At 59.4% G+C, this 23,886-nt stretch carries 22 protein-coding genes; 4 read left to right on the forward strand and 18 right to left on the reverse strand.

The features are described from left to right. Positions 1-81: 81 nt before the first annotated feature. A complete protein-coding gene (locus P3G59_RS27870; protein ID WP_277759751.1) occupies positions 82-1,047 on the reverse strand; it encodes a GlxA family transcriptional regulator in 966 nt (321 codons plus the stop codon). A 223-nt stretch (positions 1,048-1,270) separates the two neighbouring features. Between P3G59_RS27870 and P3G59_RS27875 the strand changes: the two genes are divergently transcribed. Then, positions 1,271-1,912 (forward strand): HD domain-containing protein, encoded by a 642-nt coding sequence (locus P3G59_RS27875; protein ID WP_277759752.1) that lies wholly within the window; start codon positions 1,271-1,273, stop codon positions 1,910-1,912. 140 nt (positions 1,913-2,052) lie between these two features. Here the strand turns inward: P3G59_RS27875 and P3G59_RS27880 are convergent, their stop codons facing one another. The 8 genes from P3G59_RS27880 to P3G59_RS27915 all read right to left on the reverse strand — a co-directional run bounded on the left by P3G59_RS27880 (position 2,053) and on the right by P3G59_RS27915 (position 10,862). Beyond that, on the reverse strand, positions 2,053-2,943 hold the full coding sequence (locus tag P3G59_RS27880; protein WP_093429780.1) for an ABC transporter permease subunit: 891 nt from the start codon (positions 2,941-2,943) through the stop codon (positions 2,053-2,055). Next, on the reverse strand, positions 2,940-3,821 hold the full coding sequence (locus tag P3G59_RS27885) for an ABC transporter permease subunit (protein ID WP_277762207.1): 882 nt from the start codon (positions 3,819-3,821) through the stop codon (positions 2,940-2,942). The genes P3G59_RS27880 and P3G59_RS27885 overlap by 4 nt, the downstream gene beginning before the upstream one ends. Before the next feature lie 35 nt (positions 3,822-3,856). Beyond that, a complete protein-coding gene (gene potA / locus P3G59_RS27890) occupies positions 3,857-4,999 on the reverse strand; it encodes a polyamine ABC transporter ATP-binding protein (protein WP_034151965.1) in 1,143 nt (380 codons plus the stop codon). Between the two features lie 66 nt (positions 5,000-5,065). Then, positions 5,066-6,163: a polyamine ABC transporter substrate-binding protein gene (locus P3G59_RS27895; RefSeq protein WP_277759753.1), complete on the reverse strand. Its 1,098-nt coding sequence runs from the start codon at positions 6,161-6,163 to the stop codon at positions 5,066-5,068. Between the two features lie 188 nt (positions 6,164-6,351). Beyond that, positions 6,352-7,461 carry a polyamine ABC transporter substrate-binding protein gene (locus tag P3G59_RS27900; RefSeq protein ID WP_166221641.1) on the reverse strand — a complete coding sequence of 370 codons (1,110 nt, stop codon included), beginning with the start codon at positions 7,459-7,461 and terminating at the stop codon, positions 6,352-6,354. 171 nt (positions 7,462-7,632) lie between these two features. Further along, positions 7,633-8,997 carry an aspartate aminotransferase family protein gene (locus P3G59_RS27905; RefSeq protein WP_277759754.1) on the reverse strand — a complete coding sequence of 455 codons (1,365 nt, stop codon included), beginning with the start codon at positions 8,995-8,997 and terminating at the stop codon, positions 7,633-7,635. 56 nt (positions 8,998-9,053) lie between these two features. Then, entirely contained in the window at positions 9,054-10,412 is a 1,359-nt protein-coding gene (locus tag P3G59_RS27910) for a glutamine synthetase family protein (protein ID WP_007913846.1), read from the reverse strand. 93 nt (positions 10,413-10,505) lie between these two features. Further along, positions 10,506-10,862: a glutamine amidotransferase gene (locus tag P3G59_RS27915; RefSeq protein ID WP_277759755.1), complete on the reverse strand. Its 357-nt coding sequence runs from the start codon at positions 10,860-10,862 to the stop codon at positions 10,506-10,508. Between the two features lie 278 nt (positions 10,863-11,140). On the opposite strand from P3G59_RS27915, the gene P3G59_RS27920 reads away from it, so the two are divergent. Both P3G59_RS27920 and P3G59_RS27925 read left to right on the forward strand, forming a co-directional pair. Next, positions 11,141-12,517: a glutamine synthetase family protein gene (locus P3G59_RS27920; RefSeq protein ID WP_007913842.1), complete on the forward strand. Its 1,377-nt coding sequence runs from the start codon at positions 11,141-11,143 to the stop codon at positions 12,515-12,517. A 266-nt stretch (positions 12,518-12,783) separates the two neighbouring features. After that, positions 12,784-13,410 carry a TetR/AcrR family transcriptional regulator gene (locus tag P3G59_RS27925; protein WP_007913840.1) on the forward strand — a complete coding sequence of 209 codons (627 nt, stop codon included), beginning with the start codon at positions 12,784-12,786 and terminating at the stop codon, positions 13,408-13,410. Positions 13,411-13,587: 177 nt separating this feature from the next. Here P3G59_RS27925 and P3G59_RS27930 read toward each other — a convergent pair whose 3' ends face one another. The 8 genes from P3G59_RS27930 to P3G59_RS27965 all read right to left on the reverse strand — a co-directional run bounded on the left by P3G59_RS27930 (position 13,588) and on the right by P3G59_RS27965 (position 21,045). After that, positions 13,588-13,803 (reverse strand): TOBE domain-containing protein, encoded by a 216-nt coding sequence (locus tag P3G59_RS27930; RefSeq protein WP_003229256.1) that lies wholly within the window; start codon positions 13,801-13,803, stop codon positions 13,588-13,590. A 27-nt stretch (positions 13,804-13,830) separates the two neighbouring features. After that, positions 13,831-14,637: an aliphatic sulfonates ABC transporter ATP-binding protein gene (gene ssuB, locus P3G59_RS27935; RefSeq protein ID WP_277759756.1), complete on the reverse strand. Its 807-nt coding sequence runs from the start codon at positions 14,635-14,637 to the stop codon at positions 13,831-13,833. Beyond that, entirely contained in the window at positions 14,634-15,416 is a 783-nt protein-coding gene (gene ssuC / locus P3G59_RS27940; RefSeq protein ID WP_011336451.1) for an aliphatic sulfonate ABC transporter permease SsuC, read from the reverse strand. Before ssuC ends, ssuB begins: the two co-directional genes overlap by 4 nt. 8 nt (positions 15,417-15,424) lie before the next feature. Next, positions 15,425-16,573, reverse strand: a complete 1,149-nt coding sequence (ssuD, locus tag P3G59_RS27945) for an FMNH2-dependent alkanesulfonate monooxygenase (RefSeq protein WP_007939251.1) — start codon at positions 16,571-16,573, stop codon at positions 15,425-15,427. 25 nt (positions 16,574-16,598) lie between these two features. Continuing rightward, the gene (locus tag P3G59_RS27950; protein ID WP_213026894.1) at positions 16,599-17,579 is read right to left on the reverse strand and encodes a sulfonate ABC transporter substrate-binding protein; all 981 of its coding nucleotides are present in this window, start codon (positions 17,577-17,579) and stop codon (positions 16,599-16,601) included. Between the two features lie 220 nt (positions 17,580-17,799). Then, a complete protein-coding gene (ssuE, locus tag P3G59_RS27955) occupies positions 17,800-18,393 on the reverse strand; it encodes an NADPH-dependent FMN reductase (protein WP_277759757.1) in 594 nt (197 codons plus the stop codon). Positions 18,394-18,707: 314 nt separating this feature from the next. Further along, complete coding sequence (locus tag P3G59_RS27960; protein WP_277759758.1) at positions 18,708-19,346, reverse strand: peroxiredoxin; 639 nt, start codon at positions 19,344-19,346, stop codon at positions 18,708-18,710. 298 nt (positions 19,347-19,644) lie between these two features. Further along, complete coding sequence (locus P3G59_RS27965) at positions 19,645-21,045, reverse strand: OprD family porin (protein ID WP_277759759.1); 1,401 nt, start codon at positions 21,043-21,045, stop codon at positions 19,645-19,647. Between the two features lie 367 nt (positions 21,046-21,412). Here P3G59_RS27965 and tauA point away from each other — a divergent pair, with 367 nt between their 5' ends. After that, positions 21,413-22,399 (forward strand): taurine ABC transporter substrate-binding protein, encoded by a 987-nt coding sequence (gene tauA, locus P3G59_RS27970; RefSeq protein ID WP_277762208.1) that lies wholly within the window; start codon positions 21,413-21,415, stop codon positions 22,397-22,399. Between the two features lie 116 nt (positions 22,400-22,515). Here the strand turns inward: tauA and argA are convergent, their stop codons facing one another. Continuing rightward, on the reverse strand, positions 22,516-23,814 hold the full coding sequence (gene argA / locus P3G59_RS27975; protein WP_277759760.1) for an amino-acid N-acetyltransferase: 1,299 nt from the start codon (positions 23,812-23,814) through the stop codon (positions 22,516-22,518). Between the last annotated feature and the right edge of the window lie 72 nt (positions 23,815-23,886).

A 23,886-nucleotide genomic window follows, 5' to 3' on the forward strand; every position in this document is an offset into this window, starting at 1 on the left:
GTCGGCGTATCTCACCAATATCCCCGAATCGGCCCCCTCTCCCTCTGGGAGAGGGCTGGGCGGGCGGCGTTCCGATGAGGGTCACAGCATCACCGCAAAATTCAGCCGAAACTGCTGCGGCGTAACCCCCAACCTCCGGTTAAACACACTGCGCATATGCTGCGCATCACGAAACCCACACTGATACGCCACAGTCTTCAACGGCGCCGCCGTGCTTTCCAGCATCACCCGCGCCGCATCCACCCGCGCCCGCTCGACGAATTCCGCCGGCGTGACCTTCGCTTCCCGAGCAAACACCCGAGAGAAGTTACGCGCACTCATGTTCGCCGCATTGGCCAGATCGGCAATGGTCAGGTCGCCCGTCAGATTGGCCAATACATACAACTGCACCATCGCCACCGCCGACGTCGGCTCCGCGTGCGGCGTGAGGAACGGGCTGAACTGCGACTGCCCACCGGAACGCTGAGTAAACACCACCAAGCGTTTGGCCACGCTCAACGCCAATTCAGCACCGTGATCACGGGCCAGCAGATACAACGCCAGATCAATCCCCGCCGTGACCCCCGCCGAGGTGTAGAGCGCGCCGTCCTCGACATACAGACGATCCGCTTCGACCCGTGTCGTCGGACACAACTGCGCCAACGCCTCGGCATCGTTCCAGTGCGTGGTGACGGTACGCCCCTCCAGCAGTCCGGCCCGCGCGAGCATGAACGCGCCGTTGCAGATCGAACCGAAACGCTGCGCCCGTGCGCAGGCTGCACGCAGCCAACCGTCGAACGTCGCGCCGAAATCCATGAACGGCAATTGCGGCCCACCGGCGACCAGCAGCAGGTCATAGGCGTCGAGGGCTTCGCTGAAATGCCTATGGGCATTCAGGTGCAAACCGTTGGAACAGGCCATCGGCCCGTGTTCGACGCCGATCACTTCGAGCCGATAGTGATCTTCAGGCGGCAGGAAGCGGTTGGCCTCGGCGAACACATCCAGCGGGCCGCTGACGTCCAGCGACTGCACGCCTGCGAACACGACGATGGCGACGGTTTTGGTCATGGCTGTGGCTTCCCCTTCAAGAGCAAAAGATCGCAGCCTGCGGCAGCTCCTGCAGAGAATGTGCACGACGGTAGGAGCTGCCGCAGGCTGCGATCTTTCAGCTTGGCACGATTTGCAGGTGGATTGGCAAGGATCGCAGCCATGTGTCGATTGTTCGCTTTCAGCGTCGGGAACAGACTTTCCCCATCAGCGCCACGACGGCGTTTCAGTGAGGAAACCTCCCATGAGCACGACCATTGCCGGCATCAAAATTCCCGACAGCGCCCTCGCCCGCGCTACCACCGACTACATCCGCGACATCGAATCCGACCTGCTCTACCACCATTCACGCCGGGTATTTTTGTTCGGCGCACTGAGCGGTGAACGCCAACAACTGGCTTACGATCCGGAACTGCTCTACGTCGGCGCGATGTTCCACGACCTCGGTCTGGTCGAAGGTCATCGCAGTGATGACGAGCGTTTCGAGGTGGATGGGGCGAACGCCGCGGCAGCGTTTCTCAAACCGTACGGGTTGAGCGATGACGACATCGAGCAAGTCTGGCTATCGATCGCCCTGCACACCACGCCGGGCGTACCGAAGCATCTGCGCCCGACCGTAGCGCTGGTCACCGCTGGCGTAGAAATGGACGTGCTGGGCATGGACTATGCGGCGTTCAGCACCGTGCAGCGCGAAGCGGTGGTGCATGCGCACCCGCGTGGAGAAGGTTTCAAGGAATGCATCATCTGCGCGTTTGCCGATGGTTTGCGCCATCGTCCGCAGACCACGTTCGGCAACGTGAAGACCGATGTGCTGGTGGATCAGGAGCCGGGGTTCAAGCCGATGAACTTCGTTGAAGTCATCCGCAATTCTCCCTGGACTGCATAAAACCCATTGTAGGAGTGAGCCTGCTCGCGATAGCGGTGTGTCAGCCAGGAAGTTTTCATCTGACACACCGCTATCGCGAGCAGGCTCACTCCTACATTTTGAATGGGGTTGGCCTTCAGAACGGGGCCAACCCCATTGGCTTACGCCGCTTCCGGCGCCGGCGCGCGACGCACGTCCGGCTGCTTCCACGAATCGGCTGCGCTTTCTTCGATGGCTTGCTGGATGGCTTTCTTGCGGGCTTCTTCGGCACGGCGGCTGAAGAACCAGACCATGAAGGTCACGATCGATACGGCCAGCAGTATCAGACTCGCTACGGCGTTGATCTCAGGCTTCACGCCCAGGCGCACCGCCGAGAACACTTCCATCGGCAGGGTCGTCGAACCCGGCCCGGAGACGAAGCTTGCCAGTACCAGGTCATCCAGCGACAGCGCGAACGACATCATGCCGCCCGCCGCCAGCGATGGCGCGATCATCGGGATGGTGATCAGAAAGAACACCTTCCACGGCCGTGCACCGAGGTCCATCGCCGCCTCTTCGATCGACAGGTCGAGCTCACGCAGACGCGCCGACACCACCACCGCCACATACGCCGCACAGAATGTGGTGTGGGCGATCCAGATGGTGACGATGCCACGTTCCTGCGGCCAGCCGATCATCTGCGCCATGGCCACGAACAGCAGCAACAGCGACAGACCGGTGATCACTTCCGGCATCACCAACGGCGCCGTCACCAGACCGCCGAACAGCGTGCGGCCCTTGAAGCGGGTGATGCGGGTCAGCACGAATGCCGCCAGCGTGCCCAGCGCCACCGCGGCAACCGCGGTGTAGCAGGCAATTTCCAGCGAGCGCAGCACCGAGCCCATCAGTTGCGTGTTATCGAGCAGGCCGACGTACCACTTGATCGACCAGCCGCCCCACACCGTCACCAGTTTCGAGGCGTTGAACGAGTAGATCACCAGGATCAACATCGGCAGGTAGATGAACAACAAACCCAGAACCAGCATCAGGCTGGAGAAACGGAAGCGCTTCATTCTTTACCCTCCATTTCCTTGGCCTGACTGCGGTTGAACAGAATGATCGGCACAATCAGGATCGCCAGCATCACCACCGCCAGCGCGGACGCCACCGGCCAGTCACGGTTGTTGAAGAACTCTTGCCAGAGCACTTTACCGATCATCAGGGTTTCCGGACCGCCGAGCAGTTCCGGGATCACGAACTCGCCGACCACCGGGATGAACACCAGCATGCAGCCGGCAATGATCCCGTTCTTGGACAGTGGAATAGTGATTTTCCAGAAGCTGTTGAAGGTGCTCGAACCGAGGTCGGAGGCTGCTTCCAGCAGGCTTTGATCGTGCTTCACCAGGTTGGCGTACAGCGGCAAGATCATGAACGGCAGGTACGAGTAAACGACACCGATGTACACCGCAAGGTTAGTGTTGAGGATCTGCAGCGGCTCATCGATAAAGCCCATGCTCATCAGGAAACCGTTGAGCAAACCGTTGTTGCTGAGGATGCCCATCCACGCGTAAACGCGGATCAGGATCGCCGTCCAGGTCGGCATCATGATCAGCAGCACCAGCACCGTTTGCAGCTCTTTACGGGCGGTGGCGATGGCGTAGGCCATCGGGTAACCAATCAACAGGCACAACAACGTGCTGAAAAACGCCATCTTCAACGAGCCGAGGTAAGCGGCGATGTACAACTCGTCGCCCGCCAGCATCGCGTAGTTGCCCAGGTTCAGCAGCAGTTGCAGCTTCTGCTCGGCGTACGTGTAGATCTCGGTGTACGGCGGGATGGCCACGTCGGCTTCGGCGAAGCTGATCTTCAAAACGATGAAGAACGGCAGCATGAAGAACAGGAACAGCCAGATGAACGGGACCCCGATGACCAACTGCCGGCCATTGGGGATTATTCGGTTGATGCGGCGTTTGAATTTGCGCATGTTCATGAGCGAAGTACCACGCCGCTGTCGTCTTCCCACCACACGTAGACCTGATCGCCCCAGGTCGGGCGCGCGCCACGACGTTCGGCGTTGGCCACGAACGACTGCACCAGTTTGCCGCTCGGCAGTTCAACGTAGAACACCGAGTGGCCGCCGAGGTAAGCGATGTCGTGGACCTTGCCGCTCGACCAGTTGTATTCGCAGGTCGGCTGGTCGGCGGTGACCAGCAGCTTCTCCGGACGAATCGCGTAAGTCACCGATTTGTCCTGCACCGACGTGCTGATGCCGTGGCCGACGTAGATCTGCCGGTCAAGGTCTTTGCAGGTAATGGTCGCGTGGCCTTCGGCGTCGTCGATCACTTCGCCTTCGAAGATGTTCACGTTACCGATGAATTCGCAGACCAGGCGGCTGGTCGGGGTTTCGTAGATGTCGATCGGGCTGCCGATCTGGGCGATCCAGCCCAGGTGCATGATCGCGATGCGCTCGGCCATGGTCATGGCCTCTTCCTGGTCGTGGGTCACCATCACGCAGGTCACGCCGACGCGCTCGATGATTTCTACCAGTTCCAGCTGCATCTGCGAACGCAGTTTCTTGTCCAGTGCGCCCATCGGCTCATCGAGCAACAGCAGCTTCGGCCGCTTGGCCAGCGAACGTGCCAGCGCCACACGCTGACGCTGACCGCCCGACAGTTGATGCGGCTTGCGCTTGGCGTACTGGCTCATCTGCACCAGCTTGAGCATCTCGGCCACACGGGCATCGACCTCAGCCTTGGGAATCTTGTCCTGCTGCAGGCCGAAGGCGATGTTCTGCGCCACGGTCATGTGTGGGAACAAGGCGTACGACTGGAACATCATGTTGATCGGTCGCTCGTACGGCGGCATGTCGGTGATGTCGACGCCGTCGAGGAAAATGCGCCCCTCCGTGGGCCGTTCGAACCCTGCCAGCATCCGCAGCAGAGTGGATTTGCCCGATCCCGAACCGCCGAGCAGGGCGAAGATCTCGCCCTTTTTGATTTCCAGGGACACATCGTCCACGGCAATCGTCTCGTCGAACTTCTTCGTGACCCGGTCGATTTTGACCAACACCTGCTTAGGTGTCTGGTCGCCCTCGAGGGCTTTCTTATAGGCGCCGGAGGCAACTGCCATTTACGAAACTCCCAGAAAAAAACAGTGCAGTTCGCCCACGCAGGCGAACCCTGGATAGTGTGTGCCTTACATACCCGACTTGACCTTGGTCCAGCTGCGGGTCATCAGACGTTGAATGTTCGGTGGCAACTCGATCGACACGTAAGCCTTGTCGATCACGGCCTGCGGTGGATAAACCGATGCATCGGTACGGATGGATTGTTCCATCAGCTTGTCCGACCCCGGGTTGGGGTTGGCGTAACCGACGTAATCACTGACCTGAGCGATCACCTCAGGTTTCAGCAGATAGTTGATGAAGGCATGGGCCTCCTTCACGTTCGACGAATCCTTGGGGATTGCCAGCATGTCAAACCACAGGGCGCCGCCCTCTTTCGGCACCGCGTAGGCGATGTTCACGCCCTTCTTGGCTTCCTCGGCGCGGTGCTTCGCCTGGAAGATGTCGCCGGAGAAGCCGATCGCCACGCAGATGTCGCCGTTGGCCAGATCACCGATGTATTTCGAGGAATGGAAGTAGGTCACGTAAGGACGCACCGCGAGCAATTTGTCGGTGGCCTTTTCGTAGTCCTTGGGATTGGTGCTGTTGGCATTCAGGCCCAGATAGTTGAGCACGGTCGGCATCATTTCATCCGCCGAATCGAGGAACGCCACGCCGCAGCTTTGCAGCTTCTTGATGTTCTCCGGCTCGAACAGCACGCCCCACGAATCGATCTTGTCGACACCGAGCACGGCCTTCACTTTGTCGACGTTGTAGCCGATGCCGTTGGTGCCCCACAGGTACGGCACGGCGTACAGGTTGCCCGGATCGTTCTGCTCCAAACGCTTGAGCAGCGCCGGGTCGAGATTGGAATAATTGGGCAACTGCGCCTTGTCGAGCTTCTGGAACGCGCCGGCCTTGATCTGTTTGCCAAGGAAGTGGTTCGACGGCACAACCACGTCGTAACCGGTACGCCCGGCCAGCAGCTTGCCTTCCAGGGTTTCGTTGGAGTCGAAGACGTCGTAGACCGGCTTGATCCCGGTGGCTTTCTGGAAGTCGGCCAGGGTGGTCTCGCCGATGTAATCGGACCAGTTATAAATATGCACCGTACCGGCGGCCTGGGCTCCGACAGCAATCGTCAGGCCGGCAGTGGCCAGCAGGGCTTTGCGCAAAGAAGAAAAAATAGGCAAGTGGAGGTCCTCTAAATTAGTTGGGCCCAAGTTGCCCCGCGCTGCATGACAGCCGTGGCTGCCCGGCAACAAAACCGGCGCGCAACTTACCCTCGAAAAACCGTTCCAGCAAAACTTTCTGTCATTTAATTAATCCGCTGGCCGCCCTCGCGGGGAATGACGGCCAGCGGTTGTTGCTTCAAACCGGTTTATTTACCGGATTTGATCTTGGTCCAGCTGCGCGTCATTTCACGCTGGGTCGCCGCCGGCAAGTCGGCGATGGCATACAACTTGGCCTGCACGTCGGCTGGCGGGTAGATGCCTGGATCACTGGTGATGTCTTTTTCCACCAGTGGCGTTGCCGCAGCGTTACCGTTCGGGAAACGTACAGCGTTGGTGATGCCGGCCATGACTTCAGGCTTCTGCAGGAAGGTCATGAACTTGTAGGCGCCTTCAACGTTTTCGGCATCTTTAGGGATGGCGACCATGTCGAAGAAGCTGCCCGCGCCTTCTTTCGGAATGGCGTAGCTGACTTTCACCTTGTCACCGGCCTCGGCGGCACGCGACTTGGCCTGCTGCACGTCACCCGAGTAGCCGACCGCTACGCAGATGTTGCCGTTGGCCAGGTCCGAGATGTACTTGGAGGAGTGGAAGTAGGTGATCGAAGGACGAATCTTGAGGAACAGTTCCTCGGCTTTCTTGATGTCTTCTTTCTTCTGGCTGTCGGTTGGCAGGCCCAGGTAGTGCAGCGCGACCGGGAGCATTTCGGTCGGCGAATCGAGGAAGCTCACACCGCAACCCTTGAGCTTGGCGATGTTCTCAGGCTTGAGCAGCACATCCCACGAGTCGATCGTGTCGACGCCCAGCGCAGCCTTGACCTTCTCCGGGTTGTAGCCGATGCCGATCGAGCCCCACATGTACGGGAAGGCGTGCTTGTTGCCCGGATCGCTGACCGACACGGCCTTGAGCAGGTCCTGGTTGAGGTTCTTCCAGTTAGGCAGCTTGGACTGGTCCAGCTCCTGGTAAACGCCAGCCTTGATCTGCTTGGCCAGGAAGTTGTTCGACGGTACGACCACATCGTAGCCGGACTTGCCCGCGAGCAGTTTGGCTTCCAGGGTCTCGTTACTGTCGAATACGTCGTAGACGACCTTGATCCCCGACTCTTTCTCGAAGTTGGCGATGGTGTCTGGCGCAATGTAGTCGGACCAGTTGTAGACGTGCAGCACTTTGTCGTCCGCGTGAACCGCACCCGCCATCATGCCCGCCACGGACAGCGCGAGAAGTGTCTTGCCAGCAAGCTTTTTACCTAATGCCTTCATGCGTCATGCTCCAAATTTTTCTTTTTTGAACCACTTTGTTCAGCGGCCGAACCCGGACAACTGGAACCGCGGCTAGTCTGGCAAGATCCGAGGCGGTCTTTCAAGAAAAGACCAGCCTTTCTGACAGCTTTGAGCGAGAGCGCCGCGGCTCCCCCGCTCAGAGCCTAGCACTTAGCCCTGCAGCGCACTGAGGGTCAGGTCCAGACACTTGCGTGCCTTGGTCACCAGCTCATCGATCTCGGCTTTGCTGATCACCAGCGGCGGCGCGATGATCATGGTGTCGCCCACAGCGCGCATGATCAGGCCGTTGTCGAAGCAGAACTGACGGCAAATCATGCCGACGCCCTTGCCTTCGTAACGCTTGCGCGTGGCCTTGTCCTGCACCAGCTCGATTGCGCCCAACAGACCGACGCCGCGAACTTCACCCACCAATGGGTGATCGTTCAGTTCCCGCAGACGTTTCTGCAAATACGGTGCCGTTTCGTTGTGCGCGTTCTCGATAATTTTTTCATCGCGCAGGATGCGGATGTTTTCCAGGCCCACCGCTGCCGCCACCGGGTGACCGGAGTAGGTGAAGCCGTGGTTGAAATCGCCGCCCTCGTTGAGTACTGCCACCACCGAGTCGCGAACGATCAGGCCACCCATCGGGATGTAGCCGGAAGTCAGGCCTTTGGCGATGGTCATCATGTCCGGCTTGAGGTCGTAGAAATCGCTGCCGAACCACTCACCGGTACGGCCGAAACCGCAAATCACTTCGTCCGCGACGAACAGGATGTCGTACTTGGCGAGGATTTCCTTGATGCGCGGCCAGTAGGTGTCGGGCGGAATGATCACGCCGCCAGCGCCCTGGATCGGCTCGGCAATAAAGGCACCGACGTTGTCGACGCCGACTTCGAGAATCTTCTCTTCCAGCTGATTGGCCGCCCAGATGCCGAACTCTTCCGGGGACATGTCGCCACCCTCGGCAAACCAGTACGGCTGCGCGATGTGGACGATGCCCGGAATCGGCAAGTCGCCTTGTTCGTGCATGTAAGTCATGCCGCCGAGGCTCGCGCCGGCCACAGTGGAACCGTGATAACCGTTCTTGCGGCTGATGATGACTTTCTTGTTCGGCTGGCCCTTGATCGCCCAGTAGTGGCGAACCATGCGCAGCATGGTGTCGTTGCCTTCGGAGCCGGAACCGGTGAAGAACACGTGGTTCATGCCTTGCGGTGCGACGTCGGCGATTGCCTTGGCCAGCTCCAGTGCCGGCGGGTGCGCGGTCTGGAAGAACAGGTTGTAGTACGGCAGTTCGCGCATCTGTTTGGCGGCGGCGTCGGCCAGTTCATCGCGACCGTAACCGATGGCCACGCACCACAGACCGGCCATGCCGTCGAGGATCTTGTTGCCTTCGCTGTCCCACAGGTAAACACCCTTGGCGTTGGTGATGATCCGCGGGCCTTTCTCTTTCAACTGCTTGAAGTCGCTGAACGGGGCCAGGTGGTGCTCATTGCTGAGTGCTTGCCACTCGCGGGTTTGCGGGTTGTTGCTGGTCATGCCAATTCTCCTTGTTATCGGTGAAGGCGCGGCCGGTGAGGACCGCGCCCGGCGTATCAGACGGCGAAGAGCAGGTATTCACGCTCCCAGGAACTGATCACGCGCTTGAAGTTTTCATGCTCGGCCCGTTTTACCGCGACGTAGCCAGTGATGAAGGTTTTGCCCAGGTACTTCTCGATGGTCGCGCTGTTTTCCATACGCTCCAGCGCATCTTCGATGGTCAGCGGCAAGCGCAGGTTGCGGCGCTCGTAACCACGACCGACCACCGGTGCGCTCGGGTTGAGGCCTTCGACCATGCCGATGTAACCGCAGAGCAGGCTCGCGGCAATCGCCAGGTACGGGTTGGCGTCAGCGCCCGGCAGGCGGTTTTCCACGCGGCGGTTCTGCGGACCGGCATCCGGTACACGCAGACCCACGGTACGGTTTTCCTCGCCCCACTCGACGTTTACTGGCGCGGAGGTGTCCGGCAGGAAGCGGCGGAACGAGTTGACGTTAGGGGCGAACAGCGGCAGCAATTCCGGGATCAGCTTCTGCAAACCACCGATGTGGTGCAGGAACAGCTGGCTCATGGTCCCGTCTTCATTGGAGAAGACGTTCTTGCCGGTTTCGATGTCGATGATGCTCTGGTGCAAGTGCATCGCACTGCCCGGTTCGCCGGTCATCGGCTTGGCCATAAAGGTGGCTGCCACGTCGTGCTTGAGCGCGGCTTCGCGCATGGTGCGTTTGAACACCAGAATCTGGTCGGCCAGCGACAGCGCGTCGCCGTGACGGAAGTTGATCTCCATCTGCGCCGTGCCGTCTTCATGGATCAGCGTGTCGAGGTCCAGTTCCTGCAGTTCGCACCAGTCGTAGACGTCTTCGAACAGCGGGTCGAATTCGTTCGCCGCTTCAATGGAGAACGACTGACGACCGATTTCCGGACGGCCCGAGCGACCAATCGGCGGCTGCAACGGATAGTCGGGGTCGTCGCTGCGCTTGGTCAGGTAAAACTCCATTTCAGGCGCCACGATCGGCTGCCAGCCCTTGTCGGCATAGAGTTTGAGGACTTTCTTGAGGACGTTGCGCGGCGACAGCTCGATCGGGTTGCCTTGCTTGTCGTAGGTGTCGTGGATCACCTGCGCGGTCGGCTCGATGGCCCATGGCACCATGTACACGGCGTTCTGGTCGGGGCGGCAGATCATGTCGATGTCGGCCGGGTCGAGCAGTTCGTAATAGATGTCGTCTTCGACGTAGTCGCCGGTCACGGTCTGCAACAGCACGCTTTCTGGCAGGCGCATGCCTTTTTCGGCGATGAACTTGTTGGTCGGCGAAATCTTGCCCCGGGTGATACCGGTCAAGTCGGCGATCATGCATTCGACTTCTGTGATCTTGTGGTCTTTCAACCAATCGGTGAGCTGGTCGAGGTTGTTACTCATAAATGCCTCTGGGCTGAGTCTCCTGACGTGGTGTCAGGCAAAGTTTGACGCCGGGGCGTCGCGTTAAAGGGGGCTTGCTCGCGCAGTGCCGGCTTATGCCTGGCACCGCGCATAGACAATGAAAGAGGAGCTTACCTGCCCTTTACGCTGGCGTTGCATTTCCTGTGCACATTCAAGGCGTGCAGAATCATGAGCACGACTTGGCAAGCGGCACAGGCTTTGAGGGTGAAAGCGATCTATATTGGAGGGGGACGCCATAAACAGGGTGCTTTCCCGTACGTCCAGAATATCGGACGCTGACGCTTGAACGGTCATGGACGGGAACATCGTCGGCAAGCGGCGAGCCTTGCTGGCTGCGCTATCGACGGATTTGTCGCCACTGATGTGATGAGCATGCAGACCGGACTGTTGCGAGCAGTCAGTGATGCCGATTAACGGCAGGCGAGACATGAAGCACCCCGGTATTATTGCTGTTATGGGTTTGATCCGAGCTTAGCCTTGTTCATTTTTTTACACAACACCCCCGTAAAAAATACAACACGGCCTGCTCAAGCCCGCGGGTGCCAACTGCCCCAAGGACAAAAAACCGCCCAAAAGTGCCCCATAAATGCCCTCACAGCGCTTTTTTAGGGCAAAAAAGGCCTCGCTTGACTTCGGCAGGCCGTTCGGGTTGACTGAAACCAGAAAAGATCAATGATTGATATTTTTAACAACAAAGGTGTTGCATCATGTCGGTACCCCCGCGTGCCGTTCAGCTCAACGAAGCGAACGCGTTCCTTAAGGAACATCCTGAGGTTCTGTACGTTGACCTTCTGATTGCGGATATGAATGGTGTGGTGCGCGGCAAGCGCATTGAACGCACCAGCCTCCACAAGGTTTACGAGAAAGGCATCAACCTGCCGGCCTCTCTATTTGCTCTGGATATCAACGGCTCTACGGTGGAAAGCACCGGCCTGGGCCTGGACATCGGCGATGCCGATCGTATCTGCTATCCAATCCCCGATACCCTGTGCAACGAGCCATGGCAGAAGCGCCCGACCGCGCAACTGTTGATGACCATGCACGAACTCGAAGGTGACCCATTCTTCGCCGATCCGCGCGAAGTGCTCCGTCAAGTTGTTGCAAAGTTTGACGAGCTGGGCCTGACCATCTGCGCCGCATTCGAACTCGAGTTCTACCTGATCGACCAGGAAAACGTGAACGGCCGTCCGCAGCCGCCACGCTCGCCGATCTCCGGCAAACGCCCGCACTCGACGCAGGTCTACCTGATCGACGACCTCGACGAATACGTCGACTGCCTCCAGGACATTCTGGAAGGTGCCAAAGAGCAAGGCATCCCGGCCGACGCCATCGTCAAGGAAAGTGCCCCGGCGCAGTTCGAAGTGAACCTGCACCACGTCGCTGACCCGATCAAGGCGTGCGACTACGCGGTACTGCTCAAGCGTCTGATCAAGAACATCGCCTACGACCATGAAATGGACACCACCTTCATGGCCAAGCCGTACCCGGGCCAGGCTGGCAATGGTCTGCACGTACACATTTCGATTCTGGATAAAGAAGGCAAAAACATTTTTGCCAGCGAGGATCCCGAGCAGAACGCCGCGCTGCGTCACGCGATCGGCGGTGTGCTCGAGACCCTGCCCGCGCAGATGGCTTTCCTCTGCCCGAACGTCAACTCGTACCGTCGTTTCGGCGCGCAGTTCTACGTACCGAACTCGCCTTGCTGGGGCCTGGACAACCGCACCGTGGCGATTCGCGTACCGACCGGCTCGTCCGATGCCGTACGTATCGAACACCGCGTGGCCGGTGCCGACGCCAACCCGTACCTGCTGATGGCTTCGGTACTGGCCGGCGTGCACCACGGTCTGACCAACAAGATCGAGCCGGGCGCGCCTGTTGAAGGCAACAGCTACGAGCAGAACGAACAAAGCCTGCCGAACAACTTGCGCGATGCTCTGCGCGAGCTGGACGACAGCGAGGTGATGGCCAAGTACATCGATCCGAAGTACATCGATATCTTCGTCGCCTGCAAGGAAAGCGAGCTGGAGGAGTTCGAACACTCCATCTCCGACCTTGAGTACAACTGGTATCTGCATACCGTTTAAACGGTTGTAGCGCCAAAAGGAACGCCGTCGGCTCTCGCAGCCAACGGCGTTTTTTTATGGCCCGAACAATTGCGAATAATGGCCGCCTTCGGCGGTTCGGGAGCAAGCTCCCTCCCACAGGGAGATCTCCTGTGTACAAAAATTTCATCTCACTGGAAATCCCCTGTGGGAGCGAGCTTGCTCCGGGCGGCGTTCCGACGAAGGCGTACTGGCAGACAACACGGAACCCGGCTCGTACAATGCCCGCTGCCCCGCAGGAGACTTCCATGACGCGACCCGCCCCCGTCCGCAAACCCCGCGCCCGCAGTCAGGCGCGCATCGACTCGATACTCGACGCCGCGCGCACCTTGCTGGCTGCCGAGGGTGTGGCCAGTCTGTCGATCTACAGTGTCGCCGAGCGTGCGCAGATCCCGCCTTCCTCCGTGTACCACTTCTTCGCCAGCGTACCGGCGCTGCTTGAGGCACTGACGGCGGATGTGCACGCCGCATTCCGCGCCTGCCTGCAAGCGCCGATCGATCACGATGCCCTGCGTGACTGGCGGGATCTGTCGCGACTGGTGGAGCAACGAATGCTGGAGATCTATGACGAAGACGCGGCGGCGCGTCAGTTGATCCTTGCTCAGCATGGTTTGACCGAAGTGACCCAGGCTGACCGTCAGCACGACATCGAACTGGGCGATCTGATGCACAAGCTGTTCGATCATCACTTCGAGTTGCCGAGGTTGCCGGAGGATGTCGATGTGTTTGCCCTGGCGATGGAGCTGGGTGACCGCGTGTATGCGCGGTCAGTGCAGCAGCACGGGCAGATCACGCCGCGCATGGCCGAGGAAGGGATGCGGGTGTTTGATGCCTATATCGGGTTGTACCTGCCGCCTTACCTGCCCAAGCGTTGAGACATGATCGTTCCCACGCTCTGCGTGGGAATGCAGCCCGTGACGCTATGCGTCACTGGACGCGGAGCGTCCCTGGAGGCATTCCCACGCGGAGCGTGGGAACGATCACACTGCTCTCAATCCATGAAAAAACCCCGAAGGGCTCACGCCCTTCGGGGTTGTTTTTTACTCACTGGCTTACAACTTGGCGATCGACACCTCGGTGGATTTCACAAAGGCGATCACTTCGCTGCCGACCACCAGTTCCAGCTCCTTGACCGAGCGGGTGGTGATCACCGAAGTCACGATGCCGGAAGCGGTCTGCACGTCGATTTCCGACAGCACGTCACCGAGGACGATTTCCTTGATCGAGCCTTTGAACTGGTTACGGACGTTGATGGCTTTGATAGTCATGGCAATGATTCCTGTCGTTTGCTTGAGTTATTGAGCCCAACGCAGTTGCGTAGGCAGTGGTGAAACAGGTTCCGGCGCCGGCGGTTCGCCGGGCAGGGAGAGAACACGGTTAAGCACTTCGGTTTCCAGCGCGGCCAGCCTGTGCGAACCACGCACTCGCGGCCGCGGCAGTTCCACATGCAGGTCGAGGCCGACTTCGCCGTCCTCGATCAGAATCACCCGATCGGCAATCGCCACCGCTTCGCTGACGTCGTGGGTCACCAGCAGCACGGTGAAGCCGTGTTGCTGCCAGAGACGTTCGATCAGTTGCTGCATTTCAATGCGGGTCAGCGCGTCCAGTGCGCCGAGCGGTTCGTCGAGCAACAGCAGACGCGGTTGGTGGATCAGCGCCCGAGCCAGTGCAACGCGCTGCTTCTGCCCGCCAGATAACGCTGCCGGCCACTCATTGGCACGATCCGCCAGACCCACCGCGTCCAGCGCTTCGAGTGCCTTGGGACGCCAGTTGCCTTTAAGGCCCAGGCCGACGTTGTCGATGATCTTTTTCCACGGCAGCAGCCGTGCTTCCTGGAACATCAACCGGGTGTCTTCGCGTGCCTCACTGAGTGGCGCAGAGCCTGCGAACAGTTCACCGCCAGTCGGTTGATCAAGCCCCGCGAGCAGGCGTAGCAAGGTACTTTTGCCGCAACCACTGCGCCCGACCACAGCGACGAATTGCCCCGCCGGAATGTGCAGATCAATGTCACGCAGCACCTGCCGTGCGCCGAAGGTTTTCTGCAGGTTGCGCACTGCCAGCGGAATGCCGCGCAGCAGACGTGGAGGTTGTTGAGCGGTCATGCCGCACCTCCCTTGGCAACCTGATAGGCCGGATGCCAGCGCAACCACACCCGCTCAAGTCCTCGAGCGGCGAGGTCGGCGAGTTTGCCGAGCACCGCGTAAAGCAGGATCGCCAGCACCACCACGTCGGTCTGCAAGAACTCACGGGCGTTCATCGCCAGATAGCCGATGCCCGAGCTGGCCGAGATGGTTTCGGCGACGATCAGCGTCAACCACATAAAGCCCAGGGCGAAGCGCACACCAACCAGAATCGAAGGCAACGCACCCGGCAGAATCACCTGCCAGAACAGGCTGAACCCGCTCAAGCCATAACTGCGTGCCATCTCCACCAGCGCCGGATCGACGTTGCGGATGCCGTGATAGGTGTTGAGGTAGATCGGGAATAACGTGCCCAGCGCCACCAGAAAAATCTTCGCCGACTCATCGATGCCGAACCACAGGATCACCAGCGGAATCAGCGCCAGATGCGGCACGTTGCGGATCATCTGCACCGAGCTGTCGAGCAGGCGTTCGCCCCATTTCGACAGGCCGGTGATGAAGCCCAAGACCAGACCGATGCTGCCGCCGATGGTGAAACCGAGTGCCGCGCGCCAGCCGCTGATCGCCAGATGCGTCCAGATCTCGCCGCTGCGCACCAGACTGACGCCGGCCTCGATCACCGCCACCGGTGCCGGCAGAATCCGCGTCGACAACCAACCGGCCGACACCGACAACTGCCACACCGCCAGCAGCAACACCGGCAACGCCCAGGGCGCGAGGCTGTGGATAAATTTCTTCATGGCGCGCCTCAGCTCTGCGACGCGGCTTTGGGAAGAATGTCGTTGGCGACCATCTCGCCGAACGGGCTGACATACCCGGCGCTTTTCGGCAGTTCCGGACGCTCGATGTCGAGGTGCGGGAACAGCAGTTCGGCGACGCGATACGACTCTTCGAGGTGTGGATAACCAGAGAAGATGAAGGTGTCGATGCCCAGATCGGCGTATTCCTTCACGCGAGCGGCCACGGTCGGGCCATCGCCGACCAGCGCCGTACCGGCACCGCCGCGCACCAGACCAACACCGGCCCACAGGTTCGGGCTGACCTCGAGGTTGTCACGGCTACCGCCGTGCAGGGCGGCCATGCGTTGTTGGCCGACCGAATCGAAGCGCGCCAGCGACGCTTGAGCGCGAGCGATGGTGTCGTCGTCCAGGTGCGAGATGAGCCGATCTGCCGCTTGCCAGGCTTCAGCATTGGTTTCGCGGACGATCACGTGCAGACGAATACCGAAGCGCACGGTGCGGCCAAGCTTGGCGGCTTTGGCCCGCACTTGTTCGATCTTCTCGGCCACGGCGGCCGGGGGTTCGCCCCAAGTCAGGACCATTTCCACTTGTTCAGCGGCCAAGTCCTGCGCGGCTTCCGACGAGCCACCGAAGTACAGCGGCGGACGCGGTTGCTGGATTGGCGGATAAAGCAGCTTCGCGCCCTTCACGCTGATGTGCTGGCCGTCGTAATCGACGGTTTCGCCTTCCAGCACACGGCGCCAGATGCGGGTGAATTCCACCGAGGCCTGATAGCGTTCTTCGTGGCTGAGGAACAGACCGTCGCCGGCCAACTCTTCCGGGTCACCGCCGGTCACCAGATTGAACAGTGCACGGCCGCCGGACAGACGATCCAGCGTCGCAGCCTGACGCGCTGCCACCGTCGGGGAAATGATCCCGGGGCGCAGGGCGACAAGGAACTTCAGACGCTGGGTCACCGGGATCAGCGACGCCGCCACCAGCCACGAGTCTTCGCAAGAGCGGCCGGTAGGAATCAGCACACCGCCGAAGCCCAGACGATCCGCCGCTTGCGCGACTTGTTGCAGATAACCGTGATCAACGGCGCGAGCGCCTTCGGCGGTGCCAAGGTAATGGCCGTCGCCGTGGGTGGGCAGGAACCAGAAGATATTGAGGCTCATGGAGTGGTCTCCTTGGGGATTCGAATTACTGGGCTTGGGTGGCCGAGCTTTGGGCCACAGCGGCCGGCGGTGTCCAGATCACATCCTTGATGCTCAGCGGCTTGGGAATCAGCTTGAGCTGGAAGAACGTGTCAGCGATTTTCTGCTGCGCGGCGACCACTTCGGGGGTCAGGAACAACGCGCCGTAGCCTTGGCGTTTTACCGAGGTCAGGGTGATGTCCGCCGGCAGGCCGAGCAGTGGCGCGACCTGTTGGGTCACGTCTTCAGGATTGGCTTTGGACCACTCGCCAACGGCGCGCACTTCTTCCACGAGGGTCTTGATCACCTCAGGATTTTTCTGTGCGTATGGCTTGGTCGCGAGGTAGAACTGGTGGTTGTCGACGATGCCTTTGCCGTCGCGCAGGGTGTGCGCTTGCAGCTGTTTCTCGGCGGCAGCCTGGTACGGATCCCAGATGACCCAGGCGTCGACGCTGCCACGCTCGAACGCGGCGCGGGCATCGGCCGGCGGCAGGAAGACGGTTTGAATGTCGGTGTACTTGAGGCCGGCGTCTTCCAGTGCGCGCACCAGCAGGTAGTGCACGTTGGAGCCTTTGTTCAGAGCGACTTTCTTGCCTTTGAGATCGGCCACCGATTTGATCGGCGAGTCTTTCGGCACAAGGATCGCTTCGCTGTTCGGCGCTGGCGGCTCGTAGGCGACATAGAGCAGATCGGCACCGGCCGCCTGAGCGAAGACTGGCGGGGTTTCGCCGGTGACGCCGAAGTCGATCGAGCCGACATTCAGGCCTTCGAGCAGCTGCGGGCCGCCGGGGAATTCAGTCCATTGCACGTCGACGCCTTGGGCAGCCAGACGTTTTTCCAAAGTGCCTTTGGCTTTGAGCAGCACCAACGTGCCGTACTTCTGATAACCGATCCGCAAGGTCTCGGCTTGAGCTTGAGTGATGGCGCCGAAGGTGACAGCCGCAGCAAACAGAGCGACCAGACCACGACGCAAAAATACAGTGCGCATAGCGCTCTCCTTTTTGCTGTTGGGTTTTGGCTGCACCTGCTTAACCGTTAGCGGCTGAGTAAGGTGAGTTTTTTTGCCTGAAAAGTGCCTGCGCTCGATCATGCTGCGTTAAAAGTCAGCTCGGAATGCTCATTGACTAACGTCAACTCCGCTTCCTCGCTAACTTTTGCCTTGCCTGCTCTTCGCTCGGCGACTTTTCAAACAAAAAAATAAAATTGCTTTAAATGCTCCAGCGAGCACTCAACAAACGTTCGTTCAACAGGCCCGGTTCCAGCGGTTTCGGCCGGCGGGCCATGGCGCCGACAAACTGATCCAGCGCTTCATGCAGACGCTGCTCCAGCGCCGGAGCCAGTTGCGCCGCGGCACTGCCTTCGCCGTAAGCGATCTGGCTGTCCTCGGCGAAAATCCCCTGGAGCATTTCCTGGGCTTTGAGCGCCGACAGCACAGGCTTGAGCGCGTAATCGACCACCAGCATGTGGGCGATGCTGCCGCCGGTGGCCATCGGCAAGACAATCTTGTGGTTCAGGGCGCGCTCGGGCAGCAGATCCAGCAGGGTCTTCAACGCGCCGGAAAACGACGCTTTATAAATCGGTGTGGCGATCAGCAGGCCGTCGGCGTTTTCAATCTGTTGCAGCAGGTCGAGCACCTTCGGGCTGTCGAAGCGGGCATGGAGCAAATCTTCGGCCGGGAAATCCCGCACCTGATAACTCACCACTTCCACCCCTTGCTGCTGTAACCAGCGTTGTGAGCGCTCCAGCAGCACCCCGGAACGGGAGCGCAGGCTGGGACTGCCACCGAGTGAGACGACCAGCATCGAGACAATTCCTTAAGCGTTACTGGCGATTCGCGGGTTGCGATCTCGCTTCGATGGGAGTGACCTTACCAGCTGATTTATATATCCATAAATCATATTTATTCATTTGGTTATTCGTTTTGGAGATATAACTTCCTGCAAACGGCAGGCGAAAAAAAAGGCCGTCGAAACGGCCCGAAATCCCCTGCTTTGTGGCTACACACTGATCGTTCCCACGCTCTGCGTGGGAATGAATCCAAGGACGCTGCGCGTCCAGCGGCATTCCCACGCGGACAGTTCGACGCCTCGACGTGGGAACGATCTGCCCAGTAAGGTCACTTATTCGGCTGTGGCGTCAGGCGCAGGTACGGCTTCACCGCGCGATAGCCCTTGGGAAAGCGCTGCTTGATCTCTTCCTCATCCTTCAACGAAGGCACGATCACTACCTCATCACCGTCCTGCCAGTTGGCCGGGGTGGCCACCTTGTAGTTGTCGGTGAGCTGCAGCGAATCGATTACCCGCAGAATCTCGTGGAAGTTGCGCCCGGTACTCGCCGGATAAGTGATGGTCAGGCGAATCTTCTTGTTCGGATCGATCACGAACAGCGAACGCACGGTCAGTGTGTCGTTGGCGTTCGGATGGATCAGGTCATACAGATCGGAGACCTTGCGATCGGCATCGGCCAGGATCGGGAAATTGACGATCGTGTTCTGGGTTTCGTTGATGTCTTCGATCCATTTGTGGTGCGAGTCCACCGGGTCGACTGACAGCGCGATGGCTTTGACGCCACGCTTGGCGAACTCATCCTTGAGCTTGGCGGTGAAACCCAGCTCAGTGGTGCACACCGGGGTGAAGTCCGCCGGGTGGGAGAACAGCACGCCCCAGCTATCGCCCAGCCATTCGTGGAAACGAATCTTGCCGGCGCTGGAATCCTGTTCGAAATCGGGGGCGATGTCGCCGAGTCTGAGGCTCATGGTGCTGCTCCTGATGAGTTGTTCGAGACCTCAACTGTAGCCCGGGATTTGCCATCGTGAAAAAGAATAAATAATGAGATATCTAGATCATAAGTGAATATTAAACATCTGTTCACTGGACGCTCGGCGGCATCCCGACGAACATCGGTCGCAAGGTTCGAGAAGGCCTTGAGTTGCTGTAAAGAGGGGAATTTCGGGGCAGGCTTACGGGGGTGGGCCTGACTCGAAAAATGCAAAAGCCCCGTCCGGCGCGATGCCGGACGGGGCTTTTTTTACATCAACGAATCGAAACGCGCGATTACAGCAGCGGGATCGAGTAGCTGACGATCAGGCGGTTTTCATCCTGGTCACGCTGACCTGGGATGTCGTTGCGCCAAGTAGCGTTTTTCCACATCAGGCCCAGGTTCTTCAGTGGACCTTCTGGTACGACGTAGCCAACGGTCAGGTCGCGTTCCCACTCGGAACGGCCGGTGGCGTTGACGGTGACCTGGTTGTAGCCGACTTTGCCGGTGGTGTCGATGTTATCGCCACGCAGGTAAACCATGCCGGCAGTCAGACCAGGAATGCCCACTTTAGCGAAGTCATACGAGTAGCGCGCCTGCCAGGTGCGTTCGCCAGCACGGCCGAACTTCTGGATTTGCATGTCGGTGATGGTGTAGTTCGACGAACCGTCACCCTGGTTCAGCCACGGGAAATCGCTGTTACCGTTGCTGACTTGGTAACCGCCACCGAAGGTATGACCTTCAACGGTGTACAGGAACAAGCCACTGTACAGGTTATTGTCGACCTTGCCTTTGGTGATGCCTGTACCGTAGTCACCAGTGGTGAAGTAGTTGGCATCGTGACCGTTAGCACCGTCGTCACGGCTGTTGAAGTAACGGAAGTCCGACTTCAACACGCCCGGGCCGATTGCCCAGTTGTGAACCAGACCGAGGAAGTGTTGTTTGTAGAACTGATCCAGATTGCCGTAGTAGTACTGAGCAGTCAGATCCTTGTTGATCTTGTAGTCACCACCGGCATAGATGAACTTGTTGCTGTCGCGGCCAGTCGCAGTACGACCGTTGGCACCTGCAATCGACAGTTCTTCGTTGTTGCTGGAATTACGACCTTTGACGTGCTCGATCTGGCCACCAACAAGGGTCAGATCCTTGATTTCGGCCGAAGTGATCTGGCCACCCTGGAAGGTTTGCGGCAGCAGACGACCATCGTTTGTGACGATGACCGGGTTTTTCGGCTGCAGAGTACCCAGCTTCAGTTCGGTCTGGGAGATCTTGGCCTTGGCAGTCAGACCCAGGCTGGAGAAGTTATCAACCGCTTCGCCATTGGATTTGCTCGGAAAAACAGTGCCACCGTAGGAACCGTAGTTGGTGGCGGTCGCTGGGGAAGCGCCGTTAGTGCCACCACCGGAATCCAGACGCACGCCCAACAGGCCGATAGCGTCGATACCGAAGCCTACGGTGCCTTGGGTGTAACCGGAGATGAAGCGCAGATCGAAGCCTTGGCCCCATTCTTCTTGCTTGCTCTGAACGCCGCCACGCTTGTTGGCGGGAGCGTTGACGTCGCCATCACGGTTATCAGTGTTGATGTAGAAGTTACGCAGCCCCAAAGTAGCTTTGCTGTCTTCGATGAAACCGGCGGCGCCTGCCTGCTGCGCCATAACCCCTACGGCCACAGCCAGGGCCAAGGTGGACTTGTTCATGTAAAGCTCCTCTCGTTTCTAATTCTTGTGTTCCTGGCCCTGGGTCTGATGCCCCGGGTCCTAAGATGCGCGATTAGCGCCAGACCGTGACTGACAAGTCAATCGTAACCTTGTATGTCTACGACCAAGGTCTAATCGCAGTGATTTGGTCCGTGCAGAGTAAAGATTTCCTGATAAACCCAAAAAGAATTTATTCATTCTTTTTCATATCATTTCGGAATATGGCCAGTATCTTGCCACCTTCGCCGGAAAACAGCGTATCGGCGACTAAGCTCATTCCTAAATGGTATTTGTTAGCCTTTTTTTATATCGATTAGCTTTGGCGTAACCCCGAATCGTCAAACCCTATCGAAAAGGCGACGCCATGATGGCCAAACGCGCACTATCTAGTCAATTTGTTACAGTTTGTGTGTCAGCACTGATTTCTTTTTCCGCTCACGCCGCCAACCTCACCGTCGGCTACCAAACCGGGATCGACCCGAGCAAAGTCCCTCAGGCCGACGGCGTTTACGAGAAAACCATCGGCGAGAAAATCGACTGGCGCCGCTTCAACAGTGGCCCGGAAGTTGTGACAGCCATTGCATCCGGCGATGTGCAGATCGGCAATCTCGGCTCCAGCCCGTTGGCAGCGGCGGCTTCGCGCAATCTGCCGATTGTGGCGTTTATCGTTTCGGCGCAGATCAATGCCGCCGAAGCACTGGTGGTGCGTAATGGCAGCGGTATCAATGCCCCGCAGGACCTTATCGGCAAAACCATCGCCACACCCTTTGTCTCTACTTCCCATTACAGCCTGCTCGGCGCACTCAAGCATTGGGGCCTGGACGCCTCGAAAGTCAAAGTGGTGAACCTGCAACCCGCAGAAATCGCTGCCGCGTGGAAGCGTGGGGATATCGATGGTGCGTTTGTCTGGTCACCGGCGCTTGGGGAAATCCGCAAGACCGGCAAGACCCTCACCGATGCCGCGCAGGTCGGCCAATGGGGCGCGCCAACCTTCGAAGTCTGGGTCGCCCGCAAGGACTTCGCCGAGAAGCATCCTGACGTCGTGGCCAAATTTGCCAAGGTCACTCTAGACGCGTTTGCCGATTACGCCAGCCATAAAGACAGCTGGACGGCTGACTCCGAACCTGTGCAAAAAATCGCCAAATTGACCGGTGCCAACGCCGCCGATGTGCCGGAACTGCTCGCAGGTTCAGCGTTCCCGGATGCCAAGGCGCAGCAAACCACGGCGCTGTTGGACGGCGGCACGGCGAAGGCGATTGGCGAGACGGCGAAGTTTTTGAAGGAGCAGGGCAAGGTTGAGACGGTGCTGCCGGATTATTCGCCGTACGTCAGCGCGAAGTTCATCACCGAGTAATTGATCGTTCCCACAGCTCTGCGTGGGAATGCAGCCCGGGACGCTCCGCGTCCCATCGAGAGCCGAACGCGGAGCGTCCGTTGAGGCGTTCCCACGCAGCGCGTGGGAACGATCGATCACAAGGTCTTTTCGAAGATCTTCGAATTGCGCTGAAAGTTGTACAGCGAAGCCCGCGCCGCCGGCAGGCGCTCGACGCTGCTCGGCTCGAACCCGCGCTCGCGGAACCAGTGAGCGGTGCGTGTGGTGAGGACAAATAGCGTCTTCAAACCCTGCGCCCGTGCTCGGGTTTCGATGCGCTCCAGCAATTCATCACCGCGACCGCCATGGCGGTACTCCGGATTCACCGCCAGGCACGCCAGCTCACCCGCGTCGGAATCGGCAATCTGATACAGCGCCGCACAGGCGATGATCATGCCCTCACGCTCAACCACGCTGAACTGCTCGATCTCGCGCTCCAGCACTTCGCGCGAACGACGCACCAGAATCCCCTGCTCTTCCAGCGGGCTGATCAGGTCGAGCAAGCCGCCAACGTCTTCAATCGCCGCCTCACGCACCAGTTCGAATTGCTCTTGCGCCACCAGCGTACCGCCGCCATCACGGGTGAACAGTTCGGTCAGCAGCGCGCCATCTTCGACGTAACTGACGATATGGCTGCGCGCCACGCCGCCACGGCAGGCTTCGGCGGCGGCATCGAGCAGTTCCGCCTGATAGTTGCTGCCCAGACGCTGCAAATGTGCCGGCACTTGCTGTGGACGCAGTTCACGCACCAGTTTGCCGTTTTCGTCGATCAGGCCGAGGTCGGCACCGAACAACAGCAGTTTGTCGGCGCCCAGGTCGATGGCGGCGCGGGTGGCGACGTCTTCGCAGGCGAGGTTGAAGATTTCACCGGTCGGCGAGTAGCCCAACGGTGACAGCAATACGATCGAGCGCTCATCGAGCAGACGATTGATGCCCTTGCGGTCGACCCGGCGCACTTCGCCGGTGTGGTGATAGTCGACGCCTTCGAGCACGCCGATCGGCCGCGCCGTGACGAGGTTGCCGCTGGCCACGCGCAAACGCGAGCCCTGCATCGGCGACGAAGCCATGTCCATCGACAGCCGCGCTTCGATGGCAATGCGCAACTGGCCAACGGCATCAATCACACACTCCAGCGTTGCCGCATCGGTGATGCGCATGCCGTGGTGGTAATGCGGGGTCAGGCCACGGGCGGCGAGGCGGGTTTCGATCTGTGGACGCGAACCGTGCACCAGCACCAGACGCACGCCAAGGCTGTGCAGCAGGACGATGTCGTGGACGATGTTGCCGAAATTCGGATGCTCCACGCCGTCGCCGGGCAGCATGACGACGAAGGTGCAGTCGCGGTGGGCATTGATGTAAGGGGACGCGTGACGAAGCCAGTTAACGTATTCGGGCATGAACCTGGGCCTGTAATAAATAGCAGCCGAAAAAGGGGCGAAACGGAAAACGCACAGCGGGCTGATGGTTAT

Source organism: Pseudomonas sp. A34-9 (assembly GCF_029543085.1).
Taxonomy (GTDB): Bacteria; Pseudomonadota; Gammaproteobacteria; order Pseudomonadales; family Pseudomonadaceae; genus Aquipseudomonas.